A 24,156-nucleotide genomic window follows, 5' to 3' on the forward strand; every position below is an offset into this window, starting at 1 on the left:
CCGCTGGTCTGCATTTTGCAGGCGCCGGTCGCGCAAACCAGTTCGGCGGGCGCGCACATGCAGGAGCAGGCTACATGGCTGAAGCGGCAGGCTTGGTCGGGCTGGTCGAGGATGATCCCGATCAGGCGGCACTTTACGGTTTCTGGCTCGAACAGGCCGGCTTCACCGTGCGCCACTACGAGGACGCCGGCGATTTCCGGCGCCGCCTCGGGGTGGAGTCCGTGGATCTGCTGCTGCTCGACTGGAACCTCCCCGACGAGAGCGGGCTGGATGTCCTGACCTGGCTGCGTCGCGACGGGCATACGCGCCTGCCGGTGATTTTCCTGACTGCGCGCAATGACGAATCCGACGTGGTGGCCGGCCTGCGCGCCGGTGCCGACGATTACCTGTCGAAGCCGCCAAGGCAGGGCGAACTGCTGGCCCGAGTTGACGCCATGCTGCGCCGCGTCGGGCTTGGTCAGGATGCGGCCAGCGTCGAGGAGCTGCCGCCTTATGTCATCGACTACAGTCGACGCCGGATCAGCATGGAGGGCCGCGACATCAGCCTGACCGAGCGCGAATTCGATCTCGCGGCTTTCCTGTTCCGCCGCCGTGGCCGCGTGGTCAGTCGCGAGGCCCTGCTCGAAGGTGTCTGGAACATCCGCAGCGATGTCGCCACCCGCACGGTGGACACCCACATCAGCCGCCTGCGCAAGAAGCTGGAGCTGGCCGGGGAACACGGCTGGCGACTGAACGCGGTCTATCAGCACGGCTATCGACTCGAAGCCGGCTGAGCCTCCGCCTCGAACTGCACGGCTCCACGCGGTCTTCACCGCCCGATCAGCGAAGCGCCCGCTGCCCGCCAGCGGGCGTTCTGCTTTGGCGCCTGCTGCGCCCCAGCAAGAGGCGAGCGGTAGCCGAGTCTTTCATCGCCTTCAGCTATCGTTCGGTCAAGGTGTTCGGCTGCGGCCTGAGAGAAAATACATGTAGATCAGTGTCTTCGGCCTTGTCGAGGCGTTCACTGGGAGTCGATGCGCTGCTTGATAGGATTTCGCTATCGCAGCAATTCACGAAATCTTCTTTACCCCTTGATAGGCGCTGCCTACCATTGCGGCCAGTTTCATTCGCGAAGCTTTCGCACTTCCCCACCCCAGGAGATCCCGCATGTCCCTGATCAACACCCCCGTGCAGGCCTTCAAGGCCCAGGCCTTCCACAACGGCAAGTTCATCGAAGTCACCGACGCCAGCCTGAAGGGCAAGTGGTCGGTCCTGATCTTCATGCCGGCCGCCTTCACCTTCAACTGCCCGACCGAAGTCGAGGACGCCGCCGAGAACTACGCCGAGTTCCAGAAGGCCGGCGCCGAGGTCTATATCGTCACCACCGACACCCACTTCTCGCACAAGGTGTGGCACGAGACCTCGCCGGCGGTGGGCAAGGCCAAGTTCCCGCTGGTGGGTGACCCGACCCACCAGCTGACCCGCGCCTTCGGCGTGCACATCGAAGAGGAAGGTCTTGCCCTGCGCGGCACCTTCGTGATCAACCCGGAAGGCGTCATCAAGACCGCCGAAGTGCACAGCAACGAGATCGCGCGCGACGTCACCGAGACCCTGCGCAAGCTGAAGGCCGCGCAGTACACCGCCGCCAATCCCGGCCAGGTCTGCCCGGCCAAGTGGAAGGAAGGTGCCAAGACCCTGGCTCCCTCGCTGGACCTGGTCGGCAAGATCTAAGCAGCACGTCCAAGAGGCCCGTCGCCGCGACTGCAACGCGAAGCGGCGAGCGGGCCCAGGCATCCATCGGTGCCGCCTCGCCTGTCCCGGCGCACGCCGGGACAGGACTCTGAATCACCTCTCCCTCTCGCGCGCTTGCGCCTGTCGTCTTGTGTCCATGGAGACCACAGGCGCAAGCCCGCCTGCCCCCGAGCCTCCCCTCCCCAGGAGTACCGCCATGCTCGACGCCAACCTGAAAGCCCAGCTCGCCGCCTATCTGGAAAAGCTGCAGCTGCCGATCGAACTGAACGCCGCGCTCGATTCGGGCGAGGCCTCGGAAGAGCTGCGCGCGCTGATCGAGGACATCGCCGCGCTCTCGGACAAGATCACGGTCGGCACGCTCGCCGCCGAGCGCGTGCCTTCGTTCGAGATCCGCCGCGCCGGCACCGAGATCGCGGTCGCCTTTGCTGGACTGCCGATGGGCCACGAGTTCACCTCGCTGGTGCTGGCCCTGCTGCAGGTGGGCGGCCATCCGCCACGCGAGGACGCCGACGTGATCGAACAGGCGAAGGCGCTCAAGGGCGACTACGTCTTCGAAACCTACTTCTCGCTGTCCTGCCAGAACTGTCCCGACGTCGTCCAGGCCCTGAACCTGCTGGCCGTGCTGAATCCCGGCGTGAAGCACATCGCCATTGATGGCGCCCTGTTCCAGGACGAGGTCGAGCAGCGCCAGGTGATGGCCGTGCCCAGCGTCTACCTGAACGGCCAGCCCTGGGCCAGCGGCCGCATGACCCTCGCCGAAATCCTGGCCAAGCTCGATACAGGTGCTGCCGCCCGTGCGGCCGAAAAGATCGCCGCCAAGGAGGCCTTCGACATGCTGGTGGTCGGCGGTGGCCCGGCCGGCGCGTCCGCGGCGATCTACGCGGCCCGCAAGGGCATCCGCACCGGGCTGGTGGCCGAGCGCTTCGGTGGCCAGGTGATGGACACGCTGGGCATCGAGAACTTCATCTCGGTCAACCACACCGAGGGTCCGAAGCTGGTCGCGCAGATGGAGCAGCACGTCAAGGACTACGAGGTCGACGTGATGCCGCTGCAGCGCGCGGCTGAACTCATGCCGGCCGGCGCTGATGGCCTGGTCGAGATCAAGCTGGAAAGCGGTGCCTCGCTTAAAGCGCGCAGCGTGGTGCTGTCGACCGGCGCACGCTGGCGGCAGATGGGCGTGCCCGGCGAGGAGGAGTACCGCAACAAGGGCGTGGCCTATTGCCCGCACTGCGATGGTCCGCTGTTCCGCGGCAAGCGCGTGGCGGTGATTGGCGGCGGCAACTCCGGTGTGGAGGCGGCGATTGATCTCGCCGGCATCGTCAGCCACGTCACCCTCGTCGAGTTCGACACCAAGCTCCGCGCTGACGAGGTGCTGCAGCGCAAGCTGCGCAGCCTGCCGAACGTCGAGATCCTGGTGAACGCGCAGACCACCGAGGTGTTGGGCGACGGCGAGAAGGTCACTGGCCTGAACTGGCGCGACCGCGGCAGCCTGGAGATCCAGCGCATCGAGCTTGAGGGCATCTTCGTGCAGATTGGTCTGCTGCCGAACACCGAGTGGCTGCGGGGCACGCTTGCCCTGTCGCCGCGCGGCGAAATCGAGATCGACGCCCACGGCAAGACCTCGCTGCCTGGCGTGTACGCGGCCGGCGACTGCACCACTGTGCCCTATAAGCAGATCATCATCGCCATGGGGGCAGGCGCCACCGCGTCGCTCGGCGCCTTCGACCACCTGATGCGCGCCAGCGCGCCCGGCGAGCAGGCCAAGGCGGCCTGATCCTCGGCATCCACAACGCTGCAAACGAAAACGCCCCGCGCATGCGGGGCGTTTTCATTGGGCGTAGCAAAGCGACAGGCTCAGCCGCCAACCACCTTGGCCGGCGTCACTTCCGGAAAACGCGCGCGGACGCTGGCCAGCACGCCGGCGGCATCGAGGCCGACCATGGCCAGAAGCTCTTCGCGGCCGGCATGTTCCAGGTACTCGTCGGGCAGGCCGAGGTGCAGCACCGGCAGCTGCACGCCTTCCGCGGCCAGCAGTTCGGCCACGCCGCTGCCGGCGCCGCCGAGCACGGCGTTGTCTTCGATCGTCACGAAAGCCTCGTGGCTGCGCGCCAGCTCCAGCACCAGCTCGCGGTCGAGCGGGCGCACGAAGCGCATGTTGACGACGGTGGCGTCGAGTGCCTCGCCCGCGGCCAGCGCGGCCGGCAGCAGGGCGCCGAAGCTCAGGATCGCGAGGCGGCGGCCGCGGCGGCGCAGGTCGGCGCGACCGATTGGCAGCGTGTCCAAGCCGGGCTGCACCGCCACGCCCGGGCCGGTGCCGCGCGGGTAGCGCACGGCCGCGGGGCCTGCGTGCTTGAAGCCGGTGCTCAGCATCTGCCTGCACTCGTTCTCATCCGACGGCGCCATCACCAGCATGTTGGGGATGCAGCGCAGGTAGGACAGATCGAAGGTGCCGGCATGGGTGGCGCCATCCGGACCGACCACGCCTGCGCGGTCGATCGCGAACAGCACGTCGAGGTCCTGCAGGGCGACGTCGTGGATCAGCTGGTCGTACGCGCGCTGCAGAAAGGTGGAATAGATCGCGACCACCGGCTTCGCGCCTTCGCAGGCCATGCCCGCCGCAAGCGTCACCGCATGCTGCTCGGCGATCGCCACGTCGAAGTAGCGCGCCGGATACTCCTTGCTGAAGCGCACCAGGCCCGAGCCCTCGCGCATCGCTGGGGTTATGCCCATCAGCTGTGGGTCGGCAGCCGCCATGTCGCAGAGCCAGTCCGAGAACACGTCGGTGTAAGTGGGCTTCTTGGCGCCGCCCTTGGCGACCAGACCCTTGTCCGGATCAAAGGGTCCGACCGCGTGGTAGCCGATCTGGTCACCCTCGGCGAGCTCGTAGCCCTTGCCCTTGGTAGTGATGACGTGCAGCAGCTGCGGACCATCGAGGTTCTTCAGCGTACTCAGCGCGCCGACCAGCTGGCCGAGGTCATGGCCGTCGATGGGTCCGGTGTAGTGGAAGCCCATTTCCTCGAACAGGGTCGAAGGCACGAACATGCCTTTCCAATGCTCTTCCCAGCGCCGCACGAAGCGCGCGGCCGGGTTGCTGCGCTTGGAGCCCAGCAGTTTCTTGCCGCCTTCGCGCATCGCGTTGAGTGTGCGGCTGGCGGTGATGCGTCCGAACATCTTGGTCATGCCGCCGACGTTTTCGGAGATCGACATCCGGTTGTCATTGAGGATGACCAGCAGGTTGGGCGGTGGCTCCATGCCGCCGGCATGGTTCAACGCTTCGTAGGCCATGCCGGCGGTCATCGCGCCGTCGCCGATGATGGCCACGACCTTGCGCGGGTCGCCCTTGGCCTGGCAGGCGATGGCCATGCCCAGCGCGGCCGAGATCGAGGTCGAACTGTGGCCGACGCCGAAGGTGTCGTAGGCGCTTTCCTCGCGCTTCGGAAAGGGCGCCACGCCATCCTTCTGCTTGACCGTGTGGATCGTGTCGCGACGGCCGGTGAGGATCTTGTGCGGGTAGCACTGGTGGCCCACGTCCCAGACCAGGCGGTCGTCGGGCGTATTGAAGGCCCAGTGCAGGGCGACGGTGAGCTCGACCACGCCGAGGCCGGCGCCGAAGTGGCCACCGCTCTTGCCGACGGACTCGATCAGATAGGCGCGCAGCTCGGCGGCGGCCTGCGGCAGCTGGTCTTCGGAAAGCTCACGCAGCTGCGCCGGCGCGTCGATGCGCGCCAGCAGGGGATAGCGATTGGGGTCGATCATCCGCGAATTGTCCGGCCTCGCGGGGGGGAGGGCAACAGCAGCGCGCCCCGCTGGGCGCGCGGGATTCGGGATTGGGGATTGGGGATTCGTGAGAAGCGGGGTTGCGGTGTGCTTGCGTTCAGCCTTGCGCGTCAAGCGCACCCGGTTGGGTGGAGGGGCGTAGCAGAATCAAAAAACATTGGAGTGGCGCCCTGGGTTGGCGATCCCCAATTCCCAGTCCCCGCTCCTCAGCCCCTCAAGCCACGCAGTCGATCCAGCAGCCCGGTGCGCGCGGTCTCGGCCGCGACGCTGGCCTGGACCTGTTCGGGTTCGGCGAAGCCGGTGGCGAGGTAGGCATTCAGCAGGTCGCAGACCTCTTCGCGGCTGGCGCCTGAGGCCGCGGCGATCTCATCGACCGTCGCCGGGGCCTTCATCATTACGGTGGCGATGCGGAAGTGCTTTGGGAACTCGCGCTCGATCTGCGGCCACTTGCCCAGCTTGAAGCGGGTGGCGGGATCGAAGCCGATCAGCTGGCCCTCGCCGGCGTGCAGGGCCGCCAGCCAGAGCAGGCGCTGGATCGGTTGACGGCCGCCCAGCTCCGCTTCCAGTTCGCCGAGACGCGCGGAAGGAACGGGCTGCAGCTCGCGATCGCCGAGCGCCGAGCCGAGGTAGGCGGCATAGGGCTTGAGTGCGGCGCCGCCCAGATAGGTGCGGGAGGCGGGGTCGATCACCAGCTTCGGCGCATCGCCGCGCTGGATCTGCACCGGTTGCAGCAGCACGCCGGGCTGGAGGTGCTCGAACAGGCTGCGCGCGCGCGGCGGTTCGGGCGCGCTCGGTGCTGCTGCAGGCATTGCCGCCGGTGGCGCTGGCGCCGCGCTGGGCTTCGACTGCGCCGGCGCGGGAGCCGGCGGAGTGCTCGCGGCGGGCGCCGGCGACGCGGCGGCGGGCGCGTTCGGCGTGCCCGCCAGCGGCTGTGGCTGCGACTGCGGCTTGGGGGCTGGGCGATCCGCTCGCGAGCTCTCGCCGGCGAGTCGTGACATCAGGTTGACCAGGGCGTCTTCGCTGACCGGGCTGTCCAGCTTGTGGTCGGCATCGGCGCGGCTGCCGGCGGTGATCGCGATCAGCAGCTTGCCCGAGGCCTGGGCCTGCATCAGCCCCATCTGTCCGTAGATGGAGTCGGCATCGATGATCAGCGCCTGCGCATCGGCCTCTGCGCACAGCTCGAAGCCGCCGCCACTGCGCGCTGCGGCCGCCTTGAACAGCTGGGTGAAACTGGCCTCGTCCGCCCGGCTGAAGCCGGACAAGGCGATCTTGCGGAACTGTGCCATGAACCCCCCTGACGTGCGGACCGGCGCATCCGCACGGGAACGTTGCAGCGTGCGGCCGTCGAATGCGGCCTTGCATGAAGCCCGGCAGTGTTGACGAATCGAACGCGAGCGTCAATTCGGCCGCATGCCTGGCCCCCGCTTCGGCAGGTGTCCGCGCAGGAACTCCATCTGATCGGCCAGGATATTGCGGTTGGAGAGGATCAGGTGTTCGACCCAACTCGGCCGGTAGGGCACGGCCAGCAGCGGCATGCGTGCTTCCTGCGGCGTACGGTTGCCCTTGCGCAGATTGCAGGCAAGGCATGCGCTGACCACATTGGTCCAGACATCGCGGCCGCCGCGCGAGGTCGGCACCACGTGGTCGCGGGTCAGCTCGTGGCGACCGAAGTGGTCGCCGCAGTACAGGCAGAGGTGCCGGTCACGTGCAAACAGGGCGGTATTGTTCAGCGCTGGCGCCGGGTCGATCGCCGAAGGCCGGGCATGGCCGCGAGCCGCCACGATCGGATGCAGCGTGATCATGCTCTGTCGGCCGCGCGCGCGGTTGAAGCCGCCCCGAACCACGGCGCAAGGTTGACCGAGGGTCCAGGCCACCGCTTCGCGCACGTACAGGCAGACCGCGTCCTGCCAGCTCATCCAGTCCAGGATGCGGCCATGTGCGTCGAGCGAGAGTACGCGGGTGCGCTCAAGGGTGCGCTCAAGTTCGGGGGCCAGTGATGCCGCTGACTGCATGCTGGATGCTCCTTTCCGATCCTCCGGAGACGATGGCGCCTCGCGGATGCGAGACGCGCCATAGTCGGAGGAGCGCAGGCGGAGCGGAGCCGTGGATGCGCCGCCGTGTCAAGCACTCAGCCGGCCATGCGCGTTGCGATGGCACGCGCGAGCGAGCCCGAGCATAGCCGGTTTGCGCGAAGCATGGGTGACCGCGGCGTCTCGGCATGGCTCGCGCGTCGCCCCGGGGCCGGGCCAGGCGAACGGTCGCGCTGCGCCCCCGCGGATCAGGCCGCGGTACCGCCGCTCACAGCGGCTTGGTCATCCGCAGCAGCTCGACGCCGAAACCGATGCCTTCGTAAAGCTCTCGAGCGCGCGTGTTGCCGGGAAACACCGCCAGCGTCAGCCGCTCGCAGCGGTGCTCGCGGGCGAAGTCTTCGGCGTAGCCGATCAAGGCGCGCCCGATGCCTTTGCCGTCGGCTCCCTTGGCGACAGCGACATCCGAAACATGGCAGTTCAGGTGGCCGGTGAAGAAATCGGTGACCGTCTGCAGGTGCAGAAAGCCCAGCCGCTTGCCGTCGCTGGCGTCCTCGGCCACGAACAGGAAGGACCCCGGTGGCTGGTTCTCCAGATGCTTGATCAGGTCGCGGCGGATGCCCTCCGAGACCACGTTCTTCTTGCGCCACTTCGGCAGCTCGAAATCGACGAGGCGTTCGACCAGCCCCAGGATGAAATCGTCGTCGTCGGCTTCGGCGGAACGGATCAACAGCTCGGTGTCACCGGCCTGGATGTGCATTGGTTCGCGTGCAAGCGTGCAGTGGAGGAGGCACTGTTTTACCCCGTCCGCGCGGGCGGGGGAAGGGCGGGCCGGCCAGCGCCGGCCCGCCCCCGGTGTCAGGCGATGGCGAACAGGGATTCGTCGAGCGCCATCAGGCTGTCGCTGCCGGCGCGGATGGTGGCCGCGTGGCCCAGCGTGCGCGGCAGCAGGCGCTTGAAGAAGAAGCGCGCGGTTTCGCGCTTGGCCTGGCGGAAGTCGTCCGCATGGGCGCCGGCATCGGCGGCCGCGACCGCGCGCGCCGACCAGTAGGCGAGGGTGACGTAGCCCGAATAGAACAGGTAGTCGACGGCCGCAGCGCCCAGTTCCTCGGGGTTCTTCTGCACGCGCTGGGCGATTTCCATGGTCAGCTGCTGCCAGTCCTGCGCCGCCTGCGCCAGTGGCGCGATGAACTCGGCCAGCTCGGGCTTGCCGGTGTTGGCGCTGCAGAAGTCGACGATCATGCCGAGGAACAGTTTGAAGCCGGCACCCTGCTGCTGGATGACCTTGCGGCCGAGCAGGTCCAGCGCCTGGATCTGCGTCGTGCCCTCATAGATGGTGGTGATGCGCGCATCGCGCGCCAGCTGCTCCATGCCCCATTCGCGCACGTAGCCGTGGCCACCGAAGCACTGCAGGGCGTGGTAGGTGCACTCCACCGAAGCCTCGGTCAGCACGCCCTTGACGATCGGGGTGAGGAAGCTGAGCAGCGCGTCGGCCTCGGCGCGCGCCTCCGGCGTCTGCGCCTTGTCGACCAGGTCGACCAGGCTGGCGGCATGCAGGGCCAGTGCCCGGCCGCTCTCGGCGAAGGCCTTGCAGGTCAGCAGCATGCGGCGGATGTCCGGGTGCACGATCAGCGGGTCGGCCGGCTTGTCGGGGCGCTTGGGCCCCGACAGCGAGCGCATCTGCAGGCGGTCGCGCGAGTAGGCCAGTGCGTTCTGGTAGGCACGATCGATCAGGCCCAGGCCCTGGATGCCGACCGCCAGCCTTGCCGAGTTCATCATGGTGAACATCGCATTCAGGCCCTTGTTGTGCTGGCCGATCAGCCAGCCCTGGGCCGCGTCGAAGTTCATCACACAGGTGGCCGAGCCGTGGATGCCCATCTTGTGCTCGATGCTGCCGCAGCGCACTGCGTTGCGCTCGCCGACGGCACCGTCTTTGGCCACCTTGAACTTGGGCACGATGAACAGCGAGATGCCCTTGGTGCCGGCCGGTGCATCCGGCAGGCGCGCCAGCACGAGATGCACGATGTTGTCGGTGAGGTCGTGCTCGCCGCCGGTGATGAAGATCTTGGTGCCGGAGACCGCGTAGCTGCCGTCGGCCTGAGGCTCGGCGCGGGTTTTGAGCAGCGCGAGATCCGAGCCGCAGTGCGGCTCGGTCAGGCACATGGTGCCGGTCCAGCGGCCCTCGACGATCGGCTTCAGGAACACCTCCTGCTGCCAGGCTTCGCCGTGGTGCTTGAGCGCCTCGGTGGCGCCGTGCGACAGCAGGGGGTAGTTGCCCCAGCTCAGGTTGGCGGCGTCGAGCATTTCCTTGAAGGCCGCGCCGACCAGCTCCGGCAGGCCCTGGCCGCCGAACTCTTCGGGCGCGGTCAATCCGCTCCAACCGCCTTCCACGAACTGCGCGTAGGCCTCGCGAAAGCCCTTGGGCGTGCGCACCGCGCCGCTGTCCCTGTCGTGCGCGCAGCCTTCGGCATCCGCGCTCATGTTGATGGGCGCCAGCACCTGCTCGGCAAAGCGCGCGGCCTCGTCGAGCACCGCGTCGACCAGCTCGCGGTTGAAGTTCTCGCCGCCGGGCAGCTTGGCGGCGTGGGCTTCAAAGCCGACCAGGTCATGCAGGGCGAAGCGCAGGTCGCGGACAGGGGCGCGGTAGCTGTTCATGGCGGAGTCTCGTGGGCTCGTTTGGGGATCAGCGCAGCACGCCTTCAAGCCCCGGCATCGGGGTCAGCGCGCTGTCGAATTCGAAGCGGTCCTGGCGGGTGCCGGGTTCGCTGGTGGAGAGGGTGCCGGCCAGCCGGTAGCCAAGGCCGCGCCTTGACTGCAGCGCATCGCGCACCGCAGTGGCCGCGCTGGGGGAGGGCGTCAGCGTGATCCGCACGACCTCGGCGCTGTTGGGCGGGACGCTGTCGGCCACGGCATGGTCGATTGCGGCAGCCGGTTCGCCGGCGACGCTGAGTTCCGCACGCAGCTGCTCGAAGCGCATCGCCACCGTGCTGAAGTTCTGCACGCGCAGATCGAGCTCCCAGCGTCCGTCATCCAGCACGCGCAGTTCCTGCACGCTGGCGCTGGGCGGGAAGATCCGCTTCTTCGGGCCGCTTGCGCAAGCGCCCAGCAGGCCGGCCAGGATCGCTACAAGCAGCCACAGCAGAGGACGGGCGCGGAGGTGGTGTTGCGGTGGCGTCGAGCGCGATGGATTCATGACCATGCTCCTGCGTACGGTGGGGAGGATAGCAGCGGTGACCGTCGCGGGCGGGTCAATCCGTCCGCTCAGGGGGCGGGCTCAGAGGCGCGAAAGCTGCCAGTCGCTGCCGGTGATGCGCAGCACACTGCCGTGGTCATACCAGTCGCCCAGCACGTAGCGACGGGCGCCTGAAGGCAGCGCATGCACGGCGGGGCGGTGCGTGTGGCCATGGATCATCCGGCCAACACCATACAAACGCAGCATGGCGTCGACCGCCTCGGGCTGGGCGTCGGTCAGCTCGGACTGCAGCGACTGCTGGTAGCGCTGGCTCTCGCCGCGCGCCTGCGCTGCGAACGCTTCGCGATCGGCCAGCGGCCGCGCGAGGAAGACCGCCTGCCAGTCCGGGCTGCGGCTCTGCGCCCGGAAGCGCTGGTAGGCGATGTCGGCGGTGCACAGCAGATCGCCGTGCAGCAGCAGGGTGGGGTGGTCACCCAGCTTCAGGACGCAGGGGTCGGGCAGGAGCTGGATGCCGCAGCGGCGGGCATAGGCAGGCCCCATCAGGAAATCGCGGTTGCCGCGGATGAAACCAAGCCGCGTGCCGGCGCGCGCGCAGGCCGACAGCGAGTGCGCCACCTCGTTGCCCAGCGCACCCGGCGCGTCGTCACCGATCCAGGCCTCGAACAGGTCGCCAAGGATGTACAGGGACTCGGCCTGCTGGGCCTCATCGCGCAGGAAGCGCAGGAACAGCTCGGTGATCTGTGGGCGTGCCGTGTCGAGATGCAGATCTGAGATGAAGAATTGGCTCACGCAGTGCGCCGCTTGCAGGAGGGAGGCAGTGCCGGACGGGAGTGCGGATCCCGCCCGGCGCACGACGGGCCGGTTCAGCCCGCGGGAGTGTCGGCCAGCAGCTCGGCGCTTTCGATCACTACCGGCTCCATCGGCACGGCACTCGGCAGCGGGCCCTGGCCGCCGGTCGGGATGGCGATGATCTTGTCGACCACTTCCATGCCTTCGACGACCTTGCCGAACACCGCATAGCCCCACAGGCCGTCCTGCTCGGAGACGAAGTCGAGGCGCTGGTTGTCGACCACGTTGATGAAGAACTGTGCGGTCGCGGAGTGCGGATCATTGGTGCGCGCCATCGCGACCGTGCCGCGCAGGTTGGACAGGCCGTTGTTGGCCTCGTTCGGAATCGCCGCGCGGGTCGGCTTCAGCTGCAGGTCGGCGGTGAAACCGCCGCCCTGGGCCATGAAGCCCGGGATGACGCGGTGGAACACGGTGCCGGCGTAGAAGCCGTCGCGCACGTACTGCAGGAAGTTCTCCGCGGACTTCGGCGCCTTGACCGGGTCGAGCTCGATCACGATGCGGCCGAGATTGGTGGTGAGCGCGACGCGCGGCGCGGGGGCGGCCGGCTGCTCGGCGGCGGGCGCAGGCGCCGGTGCCGGGGGAGCGCTGGGGGCGGTGTCCTGCGCGAAGGTGGCGAAGGGCAGGAAGGCGAGCGTCAGGGCAAGGCTGCGAAGCATGTCGGCTCCTCGTTGGGCGAAGGGAATCGGATGACGGTGGTGCGCTCGGCGGCGACGGCCGGCGCCGGCCACAGGGCCGGGCCCGGCATTGTAGGCAGCAAGCGGGTCGCGCCGCGCGCCGCTGGACCCCGGGTCGCGGCCGGAGGTTCCCGATGGCGCTGCTACAATCCGCGCCCGTTTTCGCCGCCCGGCCACGCCATGACCTGTCGCACCCGCTTCGCCCCCAGTCCCACCGGCTACCTGCACATCGGCGGCGCCCGCACGGCGCTCTATTGCTGGCTGGCCGCACGCCACGAAGGCGGGCAGTTCGTGCTGCGCATCGAGGACACCGACCGCGAGCGCAGCACCCAGGCCGCGGTCGACGCCATCCTCGACGGCATGCGCTGGCTGGGGCTGGACGCCGACGAAGGTCCGATCTTCCAGACCCATCGTCTGGAGCGCTACCGCCAGGTCGCCTCGGAGCTGGTGCAGGCGGGCAAGGCCTACTACGCGTACGAAACCCGCGAGGAGATCGACGCCATGCGCGCCGCCGCCACCGAGCGCGGCGAGAAGCCGCGCTACGACGGCCGTTCGCGCGAGCTGAACCTGCCGCGCCGCGACGACCCCAACCGGGTCATCCGCCTGAAGAATCCGCTCACTGGCAGCGTAGTCTTCGACGACCGCGTCAAGGGGCGCATCGAGTGGTCGAACACCGAGCTTGACGACCTCGTGCTGATCCGCTCGGACGACTACCCGACCTACAATTTCGCCGTGGTCATCGACGACCTCGACATGGGCATCACCGACGTGATTCGCGGCGACGACCACGTCAACAACACGCCGCGCCAGATCAATCTGTACGAGGCCCTGGGCGCGCCGGTGCCGCGCTTCTCGCACCTGCCGATGATCCTCGGTGCCGACGGCGCCAAGCTCAGCAAGCGCCACGGCGCGGTCAGCGTGATGCAGTACCGCGACGACGGTTACCTGCCGCATGCGCTGCTCAACTACATCGTGCGCCTCGGCTGGAGCCACGGCGACCAGGAGATCTTCTCGATCGAGGAGATGGTCCGCCTGTTCCGAATCGACGACGTCAACCGCGCGGCCTCGCGCTTCGATTTCGACAAGCTGGCCTGGCTGAACCAGCACTACCTGAAGACCGACGACCCGGCCGAGGTCGCCAAGCACCTGCACTGGCATCTGGAGCAGGCCGGCTACGATCTCGCCTCGGGGCCGAATCCGGCCGACGTCGTCGTCGCCCTGCGCGATCGCGTGAAGACCCTGAAGGAAATGGCCGAGCGTGCGGCGCTGTGGTACGGCCCCATCCAGGCCTGGGACGAGGCCGCGGTCGAGAAGCATCTGAGGCCGGCGGTCGCGGTGCTGCGCGAGGCGCATGCACGTTTTTCCGCCCTTCAGGAATGGAGCCCGACCGCCGTACACGGCGCTCTGGAAGCCACCGCGGCCGCGCTGGCGCTGGGCATGGGCAAGGTCGCCCAGCCGCTGCGCGTCGCCACCACCGGCGGCACGGTGTCGCCGTCGATCGAGCACACGGTCTTCCTGGCTGGACGCAAGGGCGCGCTGAAGCGCATCGAGGACGCGATCGCCCGGGTCGGTTGAGGGTTTCTGCGCCCTCAGATGTCGGTTGAACCGCGACCGGAGCCACGCAGGCCCGATGCTATGATCCGGCGCATGTCGCACGAGCCCAAAGCGGCCCACCAGGCCTGCAGCCATCCAGAGAGCCATGTCCATGACGCCGCCGCCTACCTCGCCGAGGTGGAGGCGGTCTGCCGTGAGCGCGGCCTGCGGCTGACGGCCCTGCGCGAGCAGGTGCTGCGCCTGATCGCCGACGCCGACCGGCCGGTCAAGGCCTATGCCTTGCTCGACCAGATGCGCGACGCGCGCGGGCCGGTCGCCCCGCCGACGGTCTATCGCGCGCTCGACTTCCTGCTGGCGAACGGCTTCATCCACAAGCTGGAATCGATCAACGCCTTCGTCGGCTGCCATCACCCGCGGCACCAGCATTCGGTGCCATTCCTCATCTGCCGGGGCTGTCTGGCCACGGTGGAGTTGGAAGACGAAGCCGTGACCCGCCTGTTGCTCGGACAGGCGCGCGCGCTGGGCTTCGAGCCGCACGCGCAGACCCTGGAAGTGCATGGTCTCTGCGCCGATTGCGTGGCGGCGAATGCAGGCCGCTGAGGCTGCGCTGACCGCAGCGGAGCGGACTCGCCCCCCAGGGCGGCGCAGCTTTGTCTGGCGCGCCTGGGTCCTGCATGCGCTGCTGGCGTGCACGGCGGCCGCTGCCTCCGCCAGCGAAGCGCCGCGACCGGCGCCCGAACTGGGCCCCTGGCCGGATCCGATCGCCGAAGAGCCTCCCGCAGAGGGCGGTGAGACGCTGGCACTGCCGGCGATCGAGGACGATGCACGCGCCGTCCAGGAGGCTCTGCCCGAGCCCGCGGAGGCCACGCCCCCCGGCGCCATCGAAATGGGGCCGCCGGCGCCCGACACCTTTGCGCCGCCGGGCGATGCTCCGGCGTCCGTTCCGGGGCCTGTCGATGCAGCGGCCTCCGCAGGCGCTGCAGGCGTGAATGCTTCGCCTGACCCGGCTGCCGCAGCCGAAGTGCAGGGCGAAACGACGCAGGCAGACGCAGTGCTACCGCAGGCCCGACCTGATTCGGCGACCGCGGGTGATGGACCCGCCGACTCGACGGCCGACCTCGCCGCCGACAGCGAGACCTTGCAGCGACTCGCCTACGACTGGCCGGGCCAGGCCGATGCCGGCCCACCCGCGATCGAACCGGTGGGCGACCCTGACAGTCCTGAGTTCGTCGGCCCGCGGGTGATCCGAAGCTTCAGCCTGCTGGGTGCCGAGGTCGAGCCGGGCACGCGTACCCGCCTGTACTGGAACGCCAGCCAGACCTATGCCGGTGGCGACATGCGCACGCCGGTCGACGTCGTGCACGGCGACCGCGCCGGACCGGTGCTGTGCCTCACCGCCGCGGTCCATGGCGACGAGCTGAACGGCGTCGAGGTCGTGCGCAGGGTGATGAAGGAGCTCTCGACCAGCCCGCTGGCTGGCACCGTGATCGGCGTGCCCGTGGTCAATCTGTTCGGCTTCAGCCGCAACTCGCGCTACCTGCCGGACCGCCGTGACCTCAATCGCTTCTTCCCCGGCAGCCCCACCGGCAGCATTGCCTCGCGCATCGCCCACAGCTTCTTCGATCAGGTGGCGCGCCATTGCGACGCCCTGGTCGACATGCACACCGGCAGCTTCGACCGCATCAACCTGCCGCAGGTGCGCGCCGACCTGCGCATACCGCACGTGCTGGAGTTCACCCGCGGATTCGGCGCCACTCCGGTCCTGCACAGCGCGGGTTCGCGCGGCATGCTGCGGGTGGCGGCCACCCAGGCCGGAATCCCCGCGGTGACCTTCGAAGTGGGCGGCCCGGGCGAGCTTGAGCCGCGCGAGATCGAGGCCGGCGTGCAGGCGCTGCTTACCCTGGTACACAAGCTCGGCATGGTGCGCGACAGCCCGGCATGGCTGGAGCCGCAGGCGATCTTCTACGAGTCGCGCTGGGTGCGCGCCAACCGCGGCGGCATGCTGATCAGCGACGTCAGCCTGGGGGAGCGCGTGCAGCGTGGGCAGCGCATCGGCCTGATCGTGGATCCGCTGGAGAACTCGGAAACGGACATCGTCGCGAGCGTGTCGGGACGCGTCATCGGCATGGCCCTGAACCAGGTGGTGCTGCCCGGCTATGCGATCTTCCACCTCGGCGAGGAGACCAGCGAAACCGGCGCGGTCACCCAGGCCGCGACCGGCCAGGCGGTGCTGCCCTTCGAGGAAGACGCGGGACGTCCGCCGGTCAATGGCGAGCCCGGACCCGACCCCATGGAAGATCCATCGGGCGATGCCGAAGTCGAAGGTGAGGGCGACGCGCGTGACGAGAACTACGAGTAGCGGGGGTCGGTGGCGCGTCAGCCGTCGCCGCGCGGCTCCTCGCCCGGGCGCACGAACAGATAGCCGCGGGCGCGGATGGTCTTGATCAGCCGTGGCTGCGCGGGATCGTCGCCGATGCGCGCGCGCAGCTGCGAAACCAGCAGGTCGATGCCGCGGTTCTGGCCGTCGTAGTCGATGCCGCGCAGGCCGCTGAACAGTTCCTGCCGCGACATCACCACGCCGGCGTTCCGCAGGAACAGGCGCAGCAGGCCGAACTGCGCTTCGGTGAGGTCGATCGGCTCCCCCTGCACGCGCACTTCATGCGCACCCTCGTCGAGGGTGATGCCGGCCAGGCTCAGTACGGCGGGTGCGGCCGCACGCGCAGGGGTGGCCGCCGCGGCCGGCGGCACGCTGACCGGCACCGGGTCGCGGCGCAGCAGCGCCCGCACGCGCGCCAGCAGCACGCGAGGCTCGACGGGTTTGCGCACGTAGTCGTCCGCGCCCAGCTCCAGCCCCAGCACCTGGTCGATGCTGTCCTCGCGCGCGGTGAGCATCAGGATGCGTCCGTGATACAGCGGCCGCACCTGCCGGCAGACGCCGAAGCCGTCTTCGCCGGGCAGCATCAGGTCGAGGATCACCAGCGCATAGGGCTCGGCGAGGATCCGCGCCACCGCGGCGCGACCGTTCGGTTCCAGGTCGACCTGGTAGCCCTGGGCGCCGAGGTATTCCTGCAGCAGGCTGCCGAGTTCGGGGTCGTCCTCGACGACCAGAAGGCGCAAGGGCGCAAGCTCAGTAGGGTCAGGCGTCAGCGGTTCCATTCGATTCCGACATCGATGCTGGTACGGTCCAGAGAAGCCTCGATGCCGCCAATCGCGGACAGCTGCCGGCGCAGCCGCAGCTGCAGGCTCCAGCGGGCATCGAGGTGATAGCGATAACGGGCTTCAAGGCTGCGGTAGATCAATCGGTTGACGCCGAAGGTGACCGGCTTGGGCGGGCCTTCGTCGCTGTCGAAGTCGACCGGCGGCAGCACGACCGGCGGTTGGCCGCTGCCCCCGCGGTAGCGATAGCGGCTGTCGTCCAGAGACAGTGACCATTCGTGCGATTCGCTGCTGCGCCCGGCGTGGAGGCTGGCGCGTTCGAGATCGCGCGACTGAACCCGGCTGCGCGCCTGCTCCTCGCGGTACTCCAGGTCGGCGGCCAGCCACCACTGCACCTCGCGGCCGAAGATCAGCTGGCCGCGCAGGCTGCCGGCCCAGTGCAGGGCGTCGAGTCCGGCGAAGCGGCTGCTGTCGTAGCGGCGCGCTGCGCGCTCCAGGCCAATCCGCAGCGACAGCGGGTCGTGGCTGAAGCCAGCGGCGAGTTCGAGGCTGCCGTCGCTGAGCAGGGGTTCGCCTTCGCGGTTGAGGTGGCGCAGGCCCGGTGCCAGCGACAGGCCGAACAGTCCGCTTGGACGCCACTCGACGCCGCCGCGCAGGCGCAGGTCGGCGAGGTCGAACTCGCTTTGCCGGGCATAGCGGCGCAGGTTCAGGTCGGCGTCGAAGCGGCTGTTGATCGTGCCCGTGCCGACGCTGCGCAGGCGCAGGCGGCCCGCGGCTTCGGTGTACTCATCCGGACTGCCGCCGATGGTGCCGATGGCCGTGCTGGTGCCTTCGCGACGCGCGTCGAAGTCGGCGAAGCTGGCCACGTTGTCGTCATGGCCGAGGGCGAGGCGCATGCCGAAGCGGGTGGTGGCGCGTGAGGTCAGGCGGAAGCGGGCCTCGTCACGCAGGGCCTGGAGGTTGGCGCGGACGTTGCGCGGAAGCTCCAGTGCAAGCAGGCCGTCGATCTCGTCGATGCTTTCCTGCATGCGATGCAGGCGATACAGGCTGAGCGCACGTTCGGCGCGGGCGCGCAGGCGCTGCGGGTGCTCCGCGATCAGGGCGTCCAGCCATTCCAGGGCGGCAAGCTCGCCCTGTTCCTCGCGCGCGGCGAGCGCGGCTTCGAGGCAGGCCTCGGGCTCGGGGCACTCGGGTACGGCGGCATGCAAGAGGCCGGACGGCCCGAAGGGAACCAGACCGGCAAGGAGCAGTCGGCCGGCAAGCGGCAGTCGCGCGGAAGTGATGGAGCGGCGCGTCGTCCGATCAGGTGCCGTCATCGGGCTTGGGCGGCGGCGGCAGGGTGATTCGGCCGCTGTCCCAGAGGTTTAGATCGATTTCGCCATTGTCGACATTGCGGTCGGCGGGGTCGCTGCGTACGGCAGCATCGATCGGTTCGGGGTTGGGGGCGCGGTCGCGCTGGCCGAGAGCCAGCAACGGATCGCGTCCGGCGCGCCGGGGCGCGCGGTTCCAGATTCCCCAATCCTCGGCGGCGGGCTTGGTCGCTGCCACCGCTGCCGCTTCGGCCTTGTCGGCACTGCGGTCGCGGGAGCTGCGGGAAGGATCTGCGGCCAGGGCGTCAGCCTGGGCGGCGCAGAGCAGGACAGCCAGCATCGCGAGCGATTGGGTCTTCATGACGCGCGAGTGTAGCTGTTCATGATCGTGCAGGCGAGGGGGTGGCGCTGCCAGCGGCCCAGGGCAGCTCCAGCTCGAAGCGGGCGCCGCCCAGCGCGGCGACGCCGCAGGCGATGCGGCCACCGTGGCGTTCGGCAATCCGGCGGACGATGGCGAGGCCCAGGCCATAGCCCCCCGAACTCTTGCTTCGAGTCTCGTCGAGGCGCGAGAACGGCTCGAAGATCCGCTCGCGCTGGGACTCGGGGACACCGGGGCCGTCGTCCTCGACGGCGATGCTTACGCCACCCGGCGCTTCGCGCAGCTGCACGGCCACCCGGGAGTGGGCATGGCGCAGCGCATTGCCCAGCAGGTTCTGCACTGCCCGGCGCAGCAAGGCGCGGTCGGCCGAAAGGGGGCGCTGGGTGGGCGGCAGGTCGATCGACAGGGCGATATCGCGGGCGAGCAGGCTCTGGTCCCGCAGCACATCGCCGAGCTCCTGGGCGACATCGAAGGCCTGGGTGGCCAGGACCATGCCGCCCTCGTCGAGCCGCGAGTAGGTGATGGAGGCGTCGATGAGACTCTCAAGCTCATCGAGGTCGCGGCGGATGCCGGCCACGCGCTCATGCTGTGACTCGTCCACCCGCAGCAGCTCCAGCCGCAGGCGGACCCGCGCCACCGGCGTTCGCAGGTCGTGGGAAATCCCCTGTACGAGCTCCTGCTGGGCGCGCAGCAGGCTGCGGATGCGGGCGGCCATGCGATGGGTGGACTGCGCAAGCCTTCCGATCGCATCGGGCGAGGTCGGGCCCAGCTCGCCCAGCTCGAAGTCCGCGGTGCCGAAGCGCGACAGCGCGCGATCGATGCGCTGCAGCCGCCGCTCGAGGCTGCGGATCGCCCACATGGCGACGGCGGAGAAGGCCAGGGCCGCCGCGACGATGACCGACAGCACCACGGGCAGGGGCAGGGGCCCCAGGCTCGGGACGGGACCCACGGCGAGCACGTCGCCGCGCTGGCCGTAGGGCGCGAAGAAGCGGGTGCTCGGACGGCCACCATCGCGCCATTCGATCTGCATCACGACTTCGCCGGCGGCGATGCGCTCGCGCTGGCGTGGATCCAGCTCGACCTCGTCGAGACCCAGGTGGCGCACCGGATAAGGCAGGCTGTCGGCGATCCGCTGCAGGGCCTCGCGCTGCGTGTCCGGCGGCAGTCGCCCCAGCTCGTTGAGCAGGAAGAAGGTGGTGGCCCGCCACTGCTGTTCCGTCCAGTTCTGGAACAGCAGCACCAGCTGCTCGTTGTCGCTGCCGGGCAGGGCCAGTCGCGCCCGGTACTGCTGCTCGCCGGTGCGCTCGACCACCAGGGTGCGCGGCGGTTGCGGGGTCGTCTCGACGCGCAGTTCGGCGGTCAGCAGGCGTGCGGCGATGTCCAGCCAGCGCTGGCGCTCTTCGCCCGAGTGGCGGGCGACGCCTTCCGACATGAGCTGCATGGGCGCCGTAAGCACTGCTTCCCGATAGTTCGCCGCGCGCAGGGATTCGATCAGTCCGAGGCCCGCCAGCACGCCGCCGGCGATGACCAGCATCGCCAGGATCAGGCCGACATAGAGGCGGACGAACAGGCTGGACACGAGTGGATCGACACCGGAAATCGCCCGAGCACAGGCCGGCGCACGCTAACACGCAGGGCGAGCTGGCGCAGGCCCGCCTACAAAGCGGATACAAAGGTCGGACACAGGCTGCGCTGCGCTGATCGGCTGCTACGCAAGCCCCACATTCGGGGGACTGAAAACAAGGCGCCCGCGTGGTTTGCTCCACAGCATCGCCGCAGCATGCCGGCCCACGAAAGGAATTCGCCCACCATGCGCTTCAGCCTGCACTCGCTGGTCCCCGTGGCCGTGCTGCTGCTGACTGCCGCGGCCGTCGCCAGTGCGCTGCAGCCCGAGGCTGTCCGGCCCGAGTCCGGCGTCGCCGCGGCGCGGGCGCCGACGGGCGGTCAGCTGAGTGCGCGCGGGCTGTGGGCGGACGCGCGCGGCAACACCGTGCTGGTCAGCGAGCGTCTGCCGTTGGACGCCGCCGACCGGCCGCCGGCCGTCGAGCTGCGCTACTTCGACGCGCTGGGGCGCACTGCCTGGCTGCTGAGCCTGGGCGAGGGCGCAGTGACGTCACTGGTCGAAGATCACGAGGTGCTGTATCTCGCGCTGGCGCGTCCGACCTCGGCGGCCTTCCCGGACGCCCGCACCACCCTGTTGGCGATCGCGATGGACTCGGGCGCGATGCGCTGGAAGCTGGAGCTGGAGGGCGAGGTCACCGATCTGCTCGCCGACGGCGCCGGCGGCTTGCGGGCGCGCAGCCTGCGCACCGAGCGCAGTGGCGCATCCAGCGAACATCTGCTCAGCCTGCGCGACGGCGCGCTGCTGTGGGATGTGGCGCTTGATGACTGACACAGGGCCACGGAGCGCGGCCGTTCCGGCTGCACCGCTCTGGCGCCGCGGTTGCGATCGGCCGCAGGCGCGGGTGGTTCGAGCGAATTCAGGTGTCTGTCGCGGCGCACCGCGCCAGCGGCGTGATCAGGAGGATGAAGCGGCAAGGCGCACTGCTGGCGCGCCGCGTGTTGTCCATGAACCCGAAGGAGGTGGCCCATGCTGATCCTGTCGTTCGTGTTCCTGCTGCTGGCCCTGGGAGCCTTCTGGCTGACCAGCGCGCACCCGGCGCGCAACGTGCTGCGCCTGCGGAAGACGCTTGTTTCCTTCTTCCTGGTGCTCGGATTCCTGAGCCTCGGCTTCCAGTTCGTGCTGGACCCTCCGCTGGGTCCCCGCGAGTCGGTCCTGTCGCTGCAGGCGGGCGGCACCGCATCGGTAGCGGGCAGCCGCTGAGCGGTCACGTGCCGTGTTCTGCCGCGTCCCGGCGCGGCGCATTCCGCGTCAAGTCCTAGTTCCGTGTCCTTACGCTCTTGGCTTTTCTATCCCGCGGTGCGCTTGAGCACCGCGCGCAGTCGGCGGCGCCGATCGGCAGGGAGGCCGGTGCGGGCCCATGCGGCGATTTTCTTGCCGCCTACCCGTCTTCGTTTCCGGCCCGGCTGCCCTGCAGTGCGGCGCAGGCCAGGCCGGAAGCCCGGGACAGTTCGCGACAGACGACGGCGGGTCCAGGGGTGGAGCCCGTCGTCGTCCACGCGGCGTGTGCCGCACTCGCAGGGCTGCTGATCGGAGGCCTGCGGCGCCGGGGATGGCAGCTCGGGCGCGCCCAGGCTGCGCGGAGACCGGACCGACGTCGAACTGTCGCCGTTGGTCCGATCCCGCAGCAGATTGCCGGGATTGCGCCTCAGAAGAAGGCGCGCAGTCCGAACAGGAGATTGCGTCCCGGCAGGGGGGCGACTTCCTTCAGCACCGAGGTGTGCATACGCCCCTCGCGGTTGCCCAGGTTGTTTCCGCGCAGATAGACCTCCCAGCCGATGTCGCCGACATCCCAGTGATAGGCGAGGCTTGCGTTCAGCAGGCTGAAGCCATCGGTAGGCTCCTCGAACTCGGCGACATCGTCCTGCCGCGCGTAGCGCTGGGTTTCCACCGAGGCGCGCCAGCCGCCCAGGTCCCAATCGATGCCCAGCGTGGTGCGCGAGGGAGCGATGCGCGGCAGGCGGCCGCCCTGGTCGAGCTTGGCGTTCACGCCGTCGCCGCTCAGGCGCAGATTCCACGCGCCGCTGGCGTTGTCGACGACCGCCCAGCTCAGCTCGGTCTCGAGTCCGCGGAAGGTGGCGTCGGCCTGGGTCCAGAGCCGCACCGGCAGTCCGTCCTCCTCTTCGCCGGTTTCGTCGAGATAGATGAAGTCATTGAGACGATTGCGATAGATGGACAGCTTGCCGCTCAGCGGGCCGGCGTGCAGATGGGCGCCGATCTCGATCTGGCGCGCCGTCTCGCTGGACAGCGTGGCATCGCCGATCTCGAAGGCACTGGTGGCGAGGTGCGGACCGTTCGAGTAGAGCTCTTCGGCGTTCGGCGCGCGCTCGGCGCGGTCGAATCCGGCGCTGAAGTGAAGGGCGTCATTGAGGCGGAAAAGCGCGCCGGCGGAGGCGCTGAAACCCGAGAAGCGGCGGCGCTCGTGGCCCTCGGCCTCGACTTCGACGCGATCCGCGCGCAGGCCCCATTCGAACTTCCAGCGATCGAGATCCTGCTCCTCGATCAGGAACAGGCCGATGTCACGAGTCAGCGAGGGCGGCACGAAGGCCTCTTCGCCCACCGCGCTGAAATCGCGCCGCGAGGTCTGCACCCCGAGCGCGCCACGCCAGCCGGCGATGGGCGCGTGCACCAGGTCGGCACGCGCTTCGACGGCATCGTTGTCGAAGCGCGTTCCGATCTCGTCGCCTTCCAGCTCGACGTGCCGGTAGTTGTTGGCGCCGATACGCAGGTTCATCGACTCCACGCCGGCGAAGGGCTCGGTCAGGCCGCCCTTGAGGTCGTAGCGGGTCTGTCCGAGGTCGATGCGGACCTGCTCCTCGCCCTCTTCTTCCTCGTCTTCGCCCTCGTGACCATGCTCATGCGCGTGTTCGTGGTGGCCATGGCCCGGAACGCCGTAGAGCGTTTCATAGCGGCTGACCGCAAGACCGAGGAAGCCGCGGCTGCCGATGTAGCTGGCTCCGACCGCGCCGCCGCGCGTGTCGACCGCGCTGTTCGGCAGCAGTCCGAAGGGATTTTCCTCCTCTTCGTGGCCGTGCTCGTCCTCGTGTTCGTTTTCGTGCTCGTGCTCGTGCTCGTCGTCATGCTGATGTCGCGCATAGCCCGGGATCTCGTAGTCCGAGGTGTCGCGGCGGAAGCCATCGAGGTGCCAGGCGATTCGCCCGGCCGCGCCATCTAGGCGAAACATGGCACTACGTTCGTCGGCCACGGTGCCGGCGCGCAGTTCGGCGCGTCCGCTGATCGGCGCATCCGGCAGCGCGCTGGGCACGCGACCGTCCACCACATTCACTGCACCGCCGATCGCGCCCGGCCCATAGAGCAGGGTTGCCGGACCCTTTAGAACCTCGATCTGTTCGGCGAGGAAGGGCTCGATGCTGACCGCGTGGTCGACGCTGGTGGTCGATGCATCCAGGCTGCCGATACCCTCGTTCAGCACCTGCACGCGCGCGCCTTCCTGGCCGCGGATGATCGGGCGTCCCACGCCCGTGCCGAAGAACGAGGTCTGCACGCCGAGCACACTGGACAGCGTCTCGCCCAGGGTTCCCGCACGGCGGTCGTCGAGCGCTTCGCCGGCGAGCACCTCGACGGGCTGGACCACGTTCTCGGAGTTCGAGCGCAGCGGTGACGCGGTCACGATCAGCTGGTCCAGGGTGCGTGCGCGCTCTTCGTCATGGGGGGCCATACCCTGACCGAGGACCAGCTGGGGCAGAAGGGCGCTGATGACGAGCGTGAGAGGGTGGATCTTCATGCGGGCTCCGGCGTTATAACGTTGCGATCTGAGGTCCAAAAAGAGGGCGCTCAGATGGCGCCCTCGTCTTGGAAGCGGCAGACGTTATACTATGACATCTCGGGATCGCGCAGGCCGAAAGTCCTGCGCCACGCCCGCTGTCG

Annotated in this window: 21 protein-coding genes; 8 read left to right on the forward strand and 13 right to left on the reverse strand. The window is 69.0% G+C overall.

Annotated features, from left to right (window positions below):
• Positions 1-74: 74 nt before the first annotated feature.
• The 3 genes from Q0654_RS21205 to ahpF all read left to right on the forward strand — a co-directional run bounded on the left by Q0654_RS21205 (position 75) and on the right by ahpF (position 3,502).
• On the forward strand, positions 75-773 hold the full coding sequence (locus Q0654_RS21205; protein ID WP_298857152.1) for a response regulator transcription factor: 699 nt from the start codon (positions 75-77) through the stop codon (positions 771-773).
• A gap of 370 nt (positions 774-1,143) precedes the next feature.
• Positions 1,144-1,707 (forward strand): alkyl hydroperoxide reductase subunit C, encoded by a 564-nt coding sequence (gene ahpC / locus Q0654_RS21210; RefSeq protein ID WP_298857154.1) that lies wholly within the window; start codon positions 1,144-1,146, stop codon positions 1,705-1,707.
• A gap of 217 nt (positions 1,708-1,924) precedes the next feature.
• Positions 1,925-3,502 (forward strand): alkyl hydroperoxide reductase subunit F, encoded by a 1,578-nt coding sequence (gene ahpF / locus Q0654_RS21215; RefSeq protein ID WP_298857155.1) that lies wholly within the window; start codon positions 1,925-1,927, stop codon positions 3,500-3,502.
• A gap of 80 nt (positions 3,503-3,582) precedes the next feature.
• Here the strand turns inward: ahpF and dxs are convergent, their stop codons facing one another.
• From dxs to Q0654_RS21255, 8 genes are all read right to left on the reverse strand, one after another.
• Positions 3,583-5,484, reverse strand: a complete 1,902-nt coding sequence (dxs, locus tag Q0654_RS21220) for a 1-deoxy-D-xylulose-5-phosphate synthase (RefSeq protein ID WP_298857157.1) — start codon at positions 5,482-5,484, stop codon at positions 3,583-3,585.
• A gap of 227 nt (positions 5,485-5,711) precedes the next feature.
• Complete coding sequence (locus Q0654_RS21225) at positions 5,712-6,791, reverse strand: hypothetical protein (protein ID WP_298857160.1); 1,080 nt, start codon at positions 6,789-6,791, stop codon at positions 5,712-5,714.
• 111 nt (positions 6,792-6,902) lie between these two features.
• On the reverse strand, positions 6,903-7,517 hold the full coding sequence (locus tag Q0654_RS21230) for an HNH endonuclease (protein ID WP_298857162.1): 615 nt from the start codon (positions 7,515-7,517) through the stop codon (positions 6,903-6,905).
• A gap of 286 nt (positions 7,518-7,803) precedes the next feature.
• The gene (locus Q0654_RS21235) at positions 7,804-8,292 is read right to left on the reverse strand and encodes an N-acetyltransferase (protein ID WP_298857164.1); all 489 of its coding nucleotides are present in this window, start codon (positions 8,290-8,292) and stop codon (positions 7,804-7,806) included.
• A gap of 98 nt (positions 8,293-8,390) precedes the next feature.
• A complete protein-coding gene (locus Q0654_RS21240) occupies positions 8,391-10,187 on the reverse strand; it encodes an acyl-CoA dehydrogenase C-terminal domain-containing protein (protein ID WP_298857166.1) in 1,797 nt (598 codons plus the stop codon).
• Positions 10,188-10,215: 28 nt separating this feature from the next.
• On the reverse strand, positions 10,216-10,725 hold the full coding sequence (locus tag Q0654_RS21245; RefSeq protein ID WP_298857168.1) for an LEA type 2 family protein: 510 nt from the start codon (positions 10,723-10,725) through the stop codon (positions 10,216-10,218).
• Between the two features lie 81 nt (positions 10,726-10,806).
• Positions 10,807-11,514: a UDP-2,3-diacylglucosamine diphosphatase gene (locus Q0654_RS21250; protein ID WP_298857170.1), complete on the reverse strand. Its 708-nt coding sequence runs from the start codon at positions 11,512-11,514 to the stop codon at positions 10,807-10,809.
• A gap of 74 nt (positions 11,515-11,588) precedes the next feature.
• On the reverse strand, positions 11,589-12,230 hold the full coding sequence (locus Q0654_RS21255; RefSeq protein WP_298857171.1) for a peptidylprolyl isomerase: 642 nt from the start codon (positions 12,228-12,230) through the stop codon (positions 11,589-11,591).
• 198 nt (positions 12,231-12,428) lie between these two features.
• Here Q0654_RS21255 and gltX point away from each other — a divergent pair, with 198 nt between their 5' ends.
• The 3 genes from gltX to Q0654_RS21270 all read left to right on the forward strand — a co-directional run bounded on the left by gltX (position 12,429) and on the right by Q0654_RS21270 (position 16,161).
• Positions 12,429-13,823 (forward strand): glutamate--tRNA ligase, encoded by a 1,395-nt coding sequence (gene gltX / locus Q0654_RS21260; RefSeq protein ID WP_298857172.1) that lies wholly within the window; start codon positions 12,429-12,431, stop codon positions 13,821-13,823.
• A gap of 72 nt (positions 13,824-13,895) precedes the next feature.
• The gene (locus Q0654_RS21265) at positions 13,896-14,402 is read left to right on the forward strand and encodes a Fur family transcriptional regulator (protein ID WP_298857174.1); all 507 of its coding nucleotides are present in this window, start codon (positions 13,896-13,898) and stop codon (positions 14,400-14,402) included.
• The gene (locus Q0654_RS21270) at positions 14,389-16,161 is read left to right on the forward strand and encodes a succinylglutamate desuccinylase/aspartoacylase family protein (protein WP_298857176.1); all 1,773 of its coding nucleotides are present in this window, start codon (positions 14,389-14,391) and stop codon (positions 16,159-16,161) included. Before Q0654_RS21265 ends, Q0654_RS21270 begins: the two co-directional genes overlap by 14 nt.
• A 17-nt stretch (positions 16,162-16,178) precedes the next feature.
• Here the strand turns inward: Q0654_RS21270 and Q0654_RS21275 are convergent, their stop codons facing one another.
• From Q0654_RS21275 to Q0654_RS21290, 4 genes are all read right to left on the reverse strand, one after another.
• Entirely contained in the window at positions 16,179-16,958 is a 780-nt protein-coding gene (locus Q0654_RS21275; protein ID WP_343230156.1) for a response regulator transcription factor, read from the reverse strand.
• Positions 16,946-18,166 (reverse strand): hypothetical protein, encoded by a 1,221-nt coding sequence (locus Q0654_RS21280; protein ID WP_298857179.1) that lies wholly within the window; start codon positions 18,164-18,166, stop codon positions 16,946-16,948. The genes Q0654_RS21275 and Q0654_RS21280 overlap by 13 nt, the downstream gene beginning before the upstream one ends.
• Before the next feature lie 94 nt (positions 18,167-18,260).
• The gene (locus Q0654_RS21285; protein WP_298857180.1) at positions 18,261-18,629 is read right to left on the reverse strand and encodes a hypothetical protein; all 369 of its coding nucleotides are present in this window, start codon (positions 18,627-18,629) and stop codon (positions 18,261-18,263) included.
• A 19-nt stretch (positions 18,630-18,648) separates the two neighbouring features.
• Entirely contained in the window at positions 18,649-20,226 is a 1,578-nt protein-coding gene (locus Q0654_RS21290; RefSeq protein WP_298857182.1) for an ATP-binding protein, read from the reverse strand.
• Positions 20,227-20,457: 231 nt separating this feature from the next.
• Between Q0654_RS21290 and Q0654_RS21295 the strand changes: the two genes are divergently transcribed.
• Entirely contained in the window at positions 20,458-21,039 is a 582-nt protein-coding gene (locus tag Q0654_RS21295; RefSeq protein ID WP_298857184.1) for a hypothetical protein, read from the forward strand.
• Positions 21,040-21,237: 198 nt separating this feature from the next.
• Positions 21,238-21,471, forward strand: a complete 234-nt coding sequence (locus tag Q0654_RS21300; RefSeq protein ID WP_298857186.1) for a hypothetical protein — start codon at positions 21,238-21,240, stop codon at positions 21,469-21,471.
• A gap of 445 nt (positions 21,472-21,916) precedes the next feature.
• Here Q0654_RS21300 and Q0654_RS21305 read toward each other — a convergent pair whose 3' ends face one another.
• Positions 21,917-24,013, reverse strand: coding sequence for a TonB-dependent receptor (locus Q0654_RS21305; protein WP_298857188.1), 2,097 nt, complete (start codon positions 24,011-24,013; stop codon positions 21,917-21,919).
• Between the last annotated feature and the right edge of the window lie 143 nt (positions 24,014-24,156).

Origin of the sequence: uncultured Aquimonas sp. (genome assembly GCF_937888285.1) — a bacterium.
Lineage (GTDB): Bacteria > Pseudomonadota > Gammaproteobacteria > Xanthomonadales > Xanthomonadaceae > Aquimonas.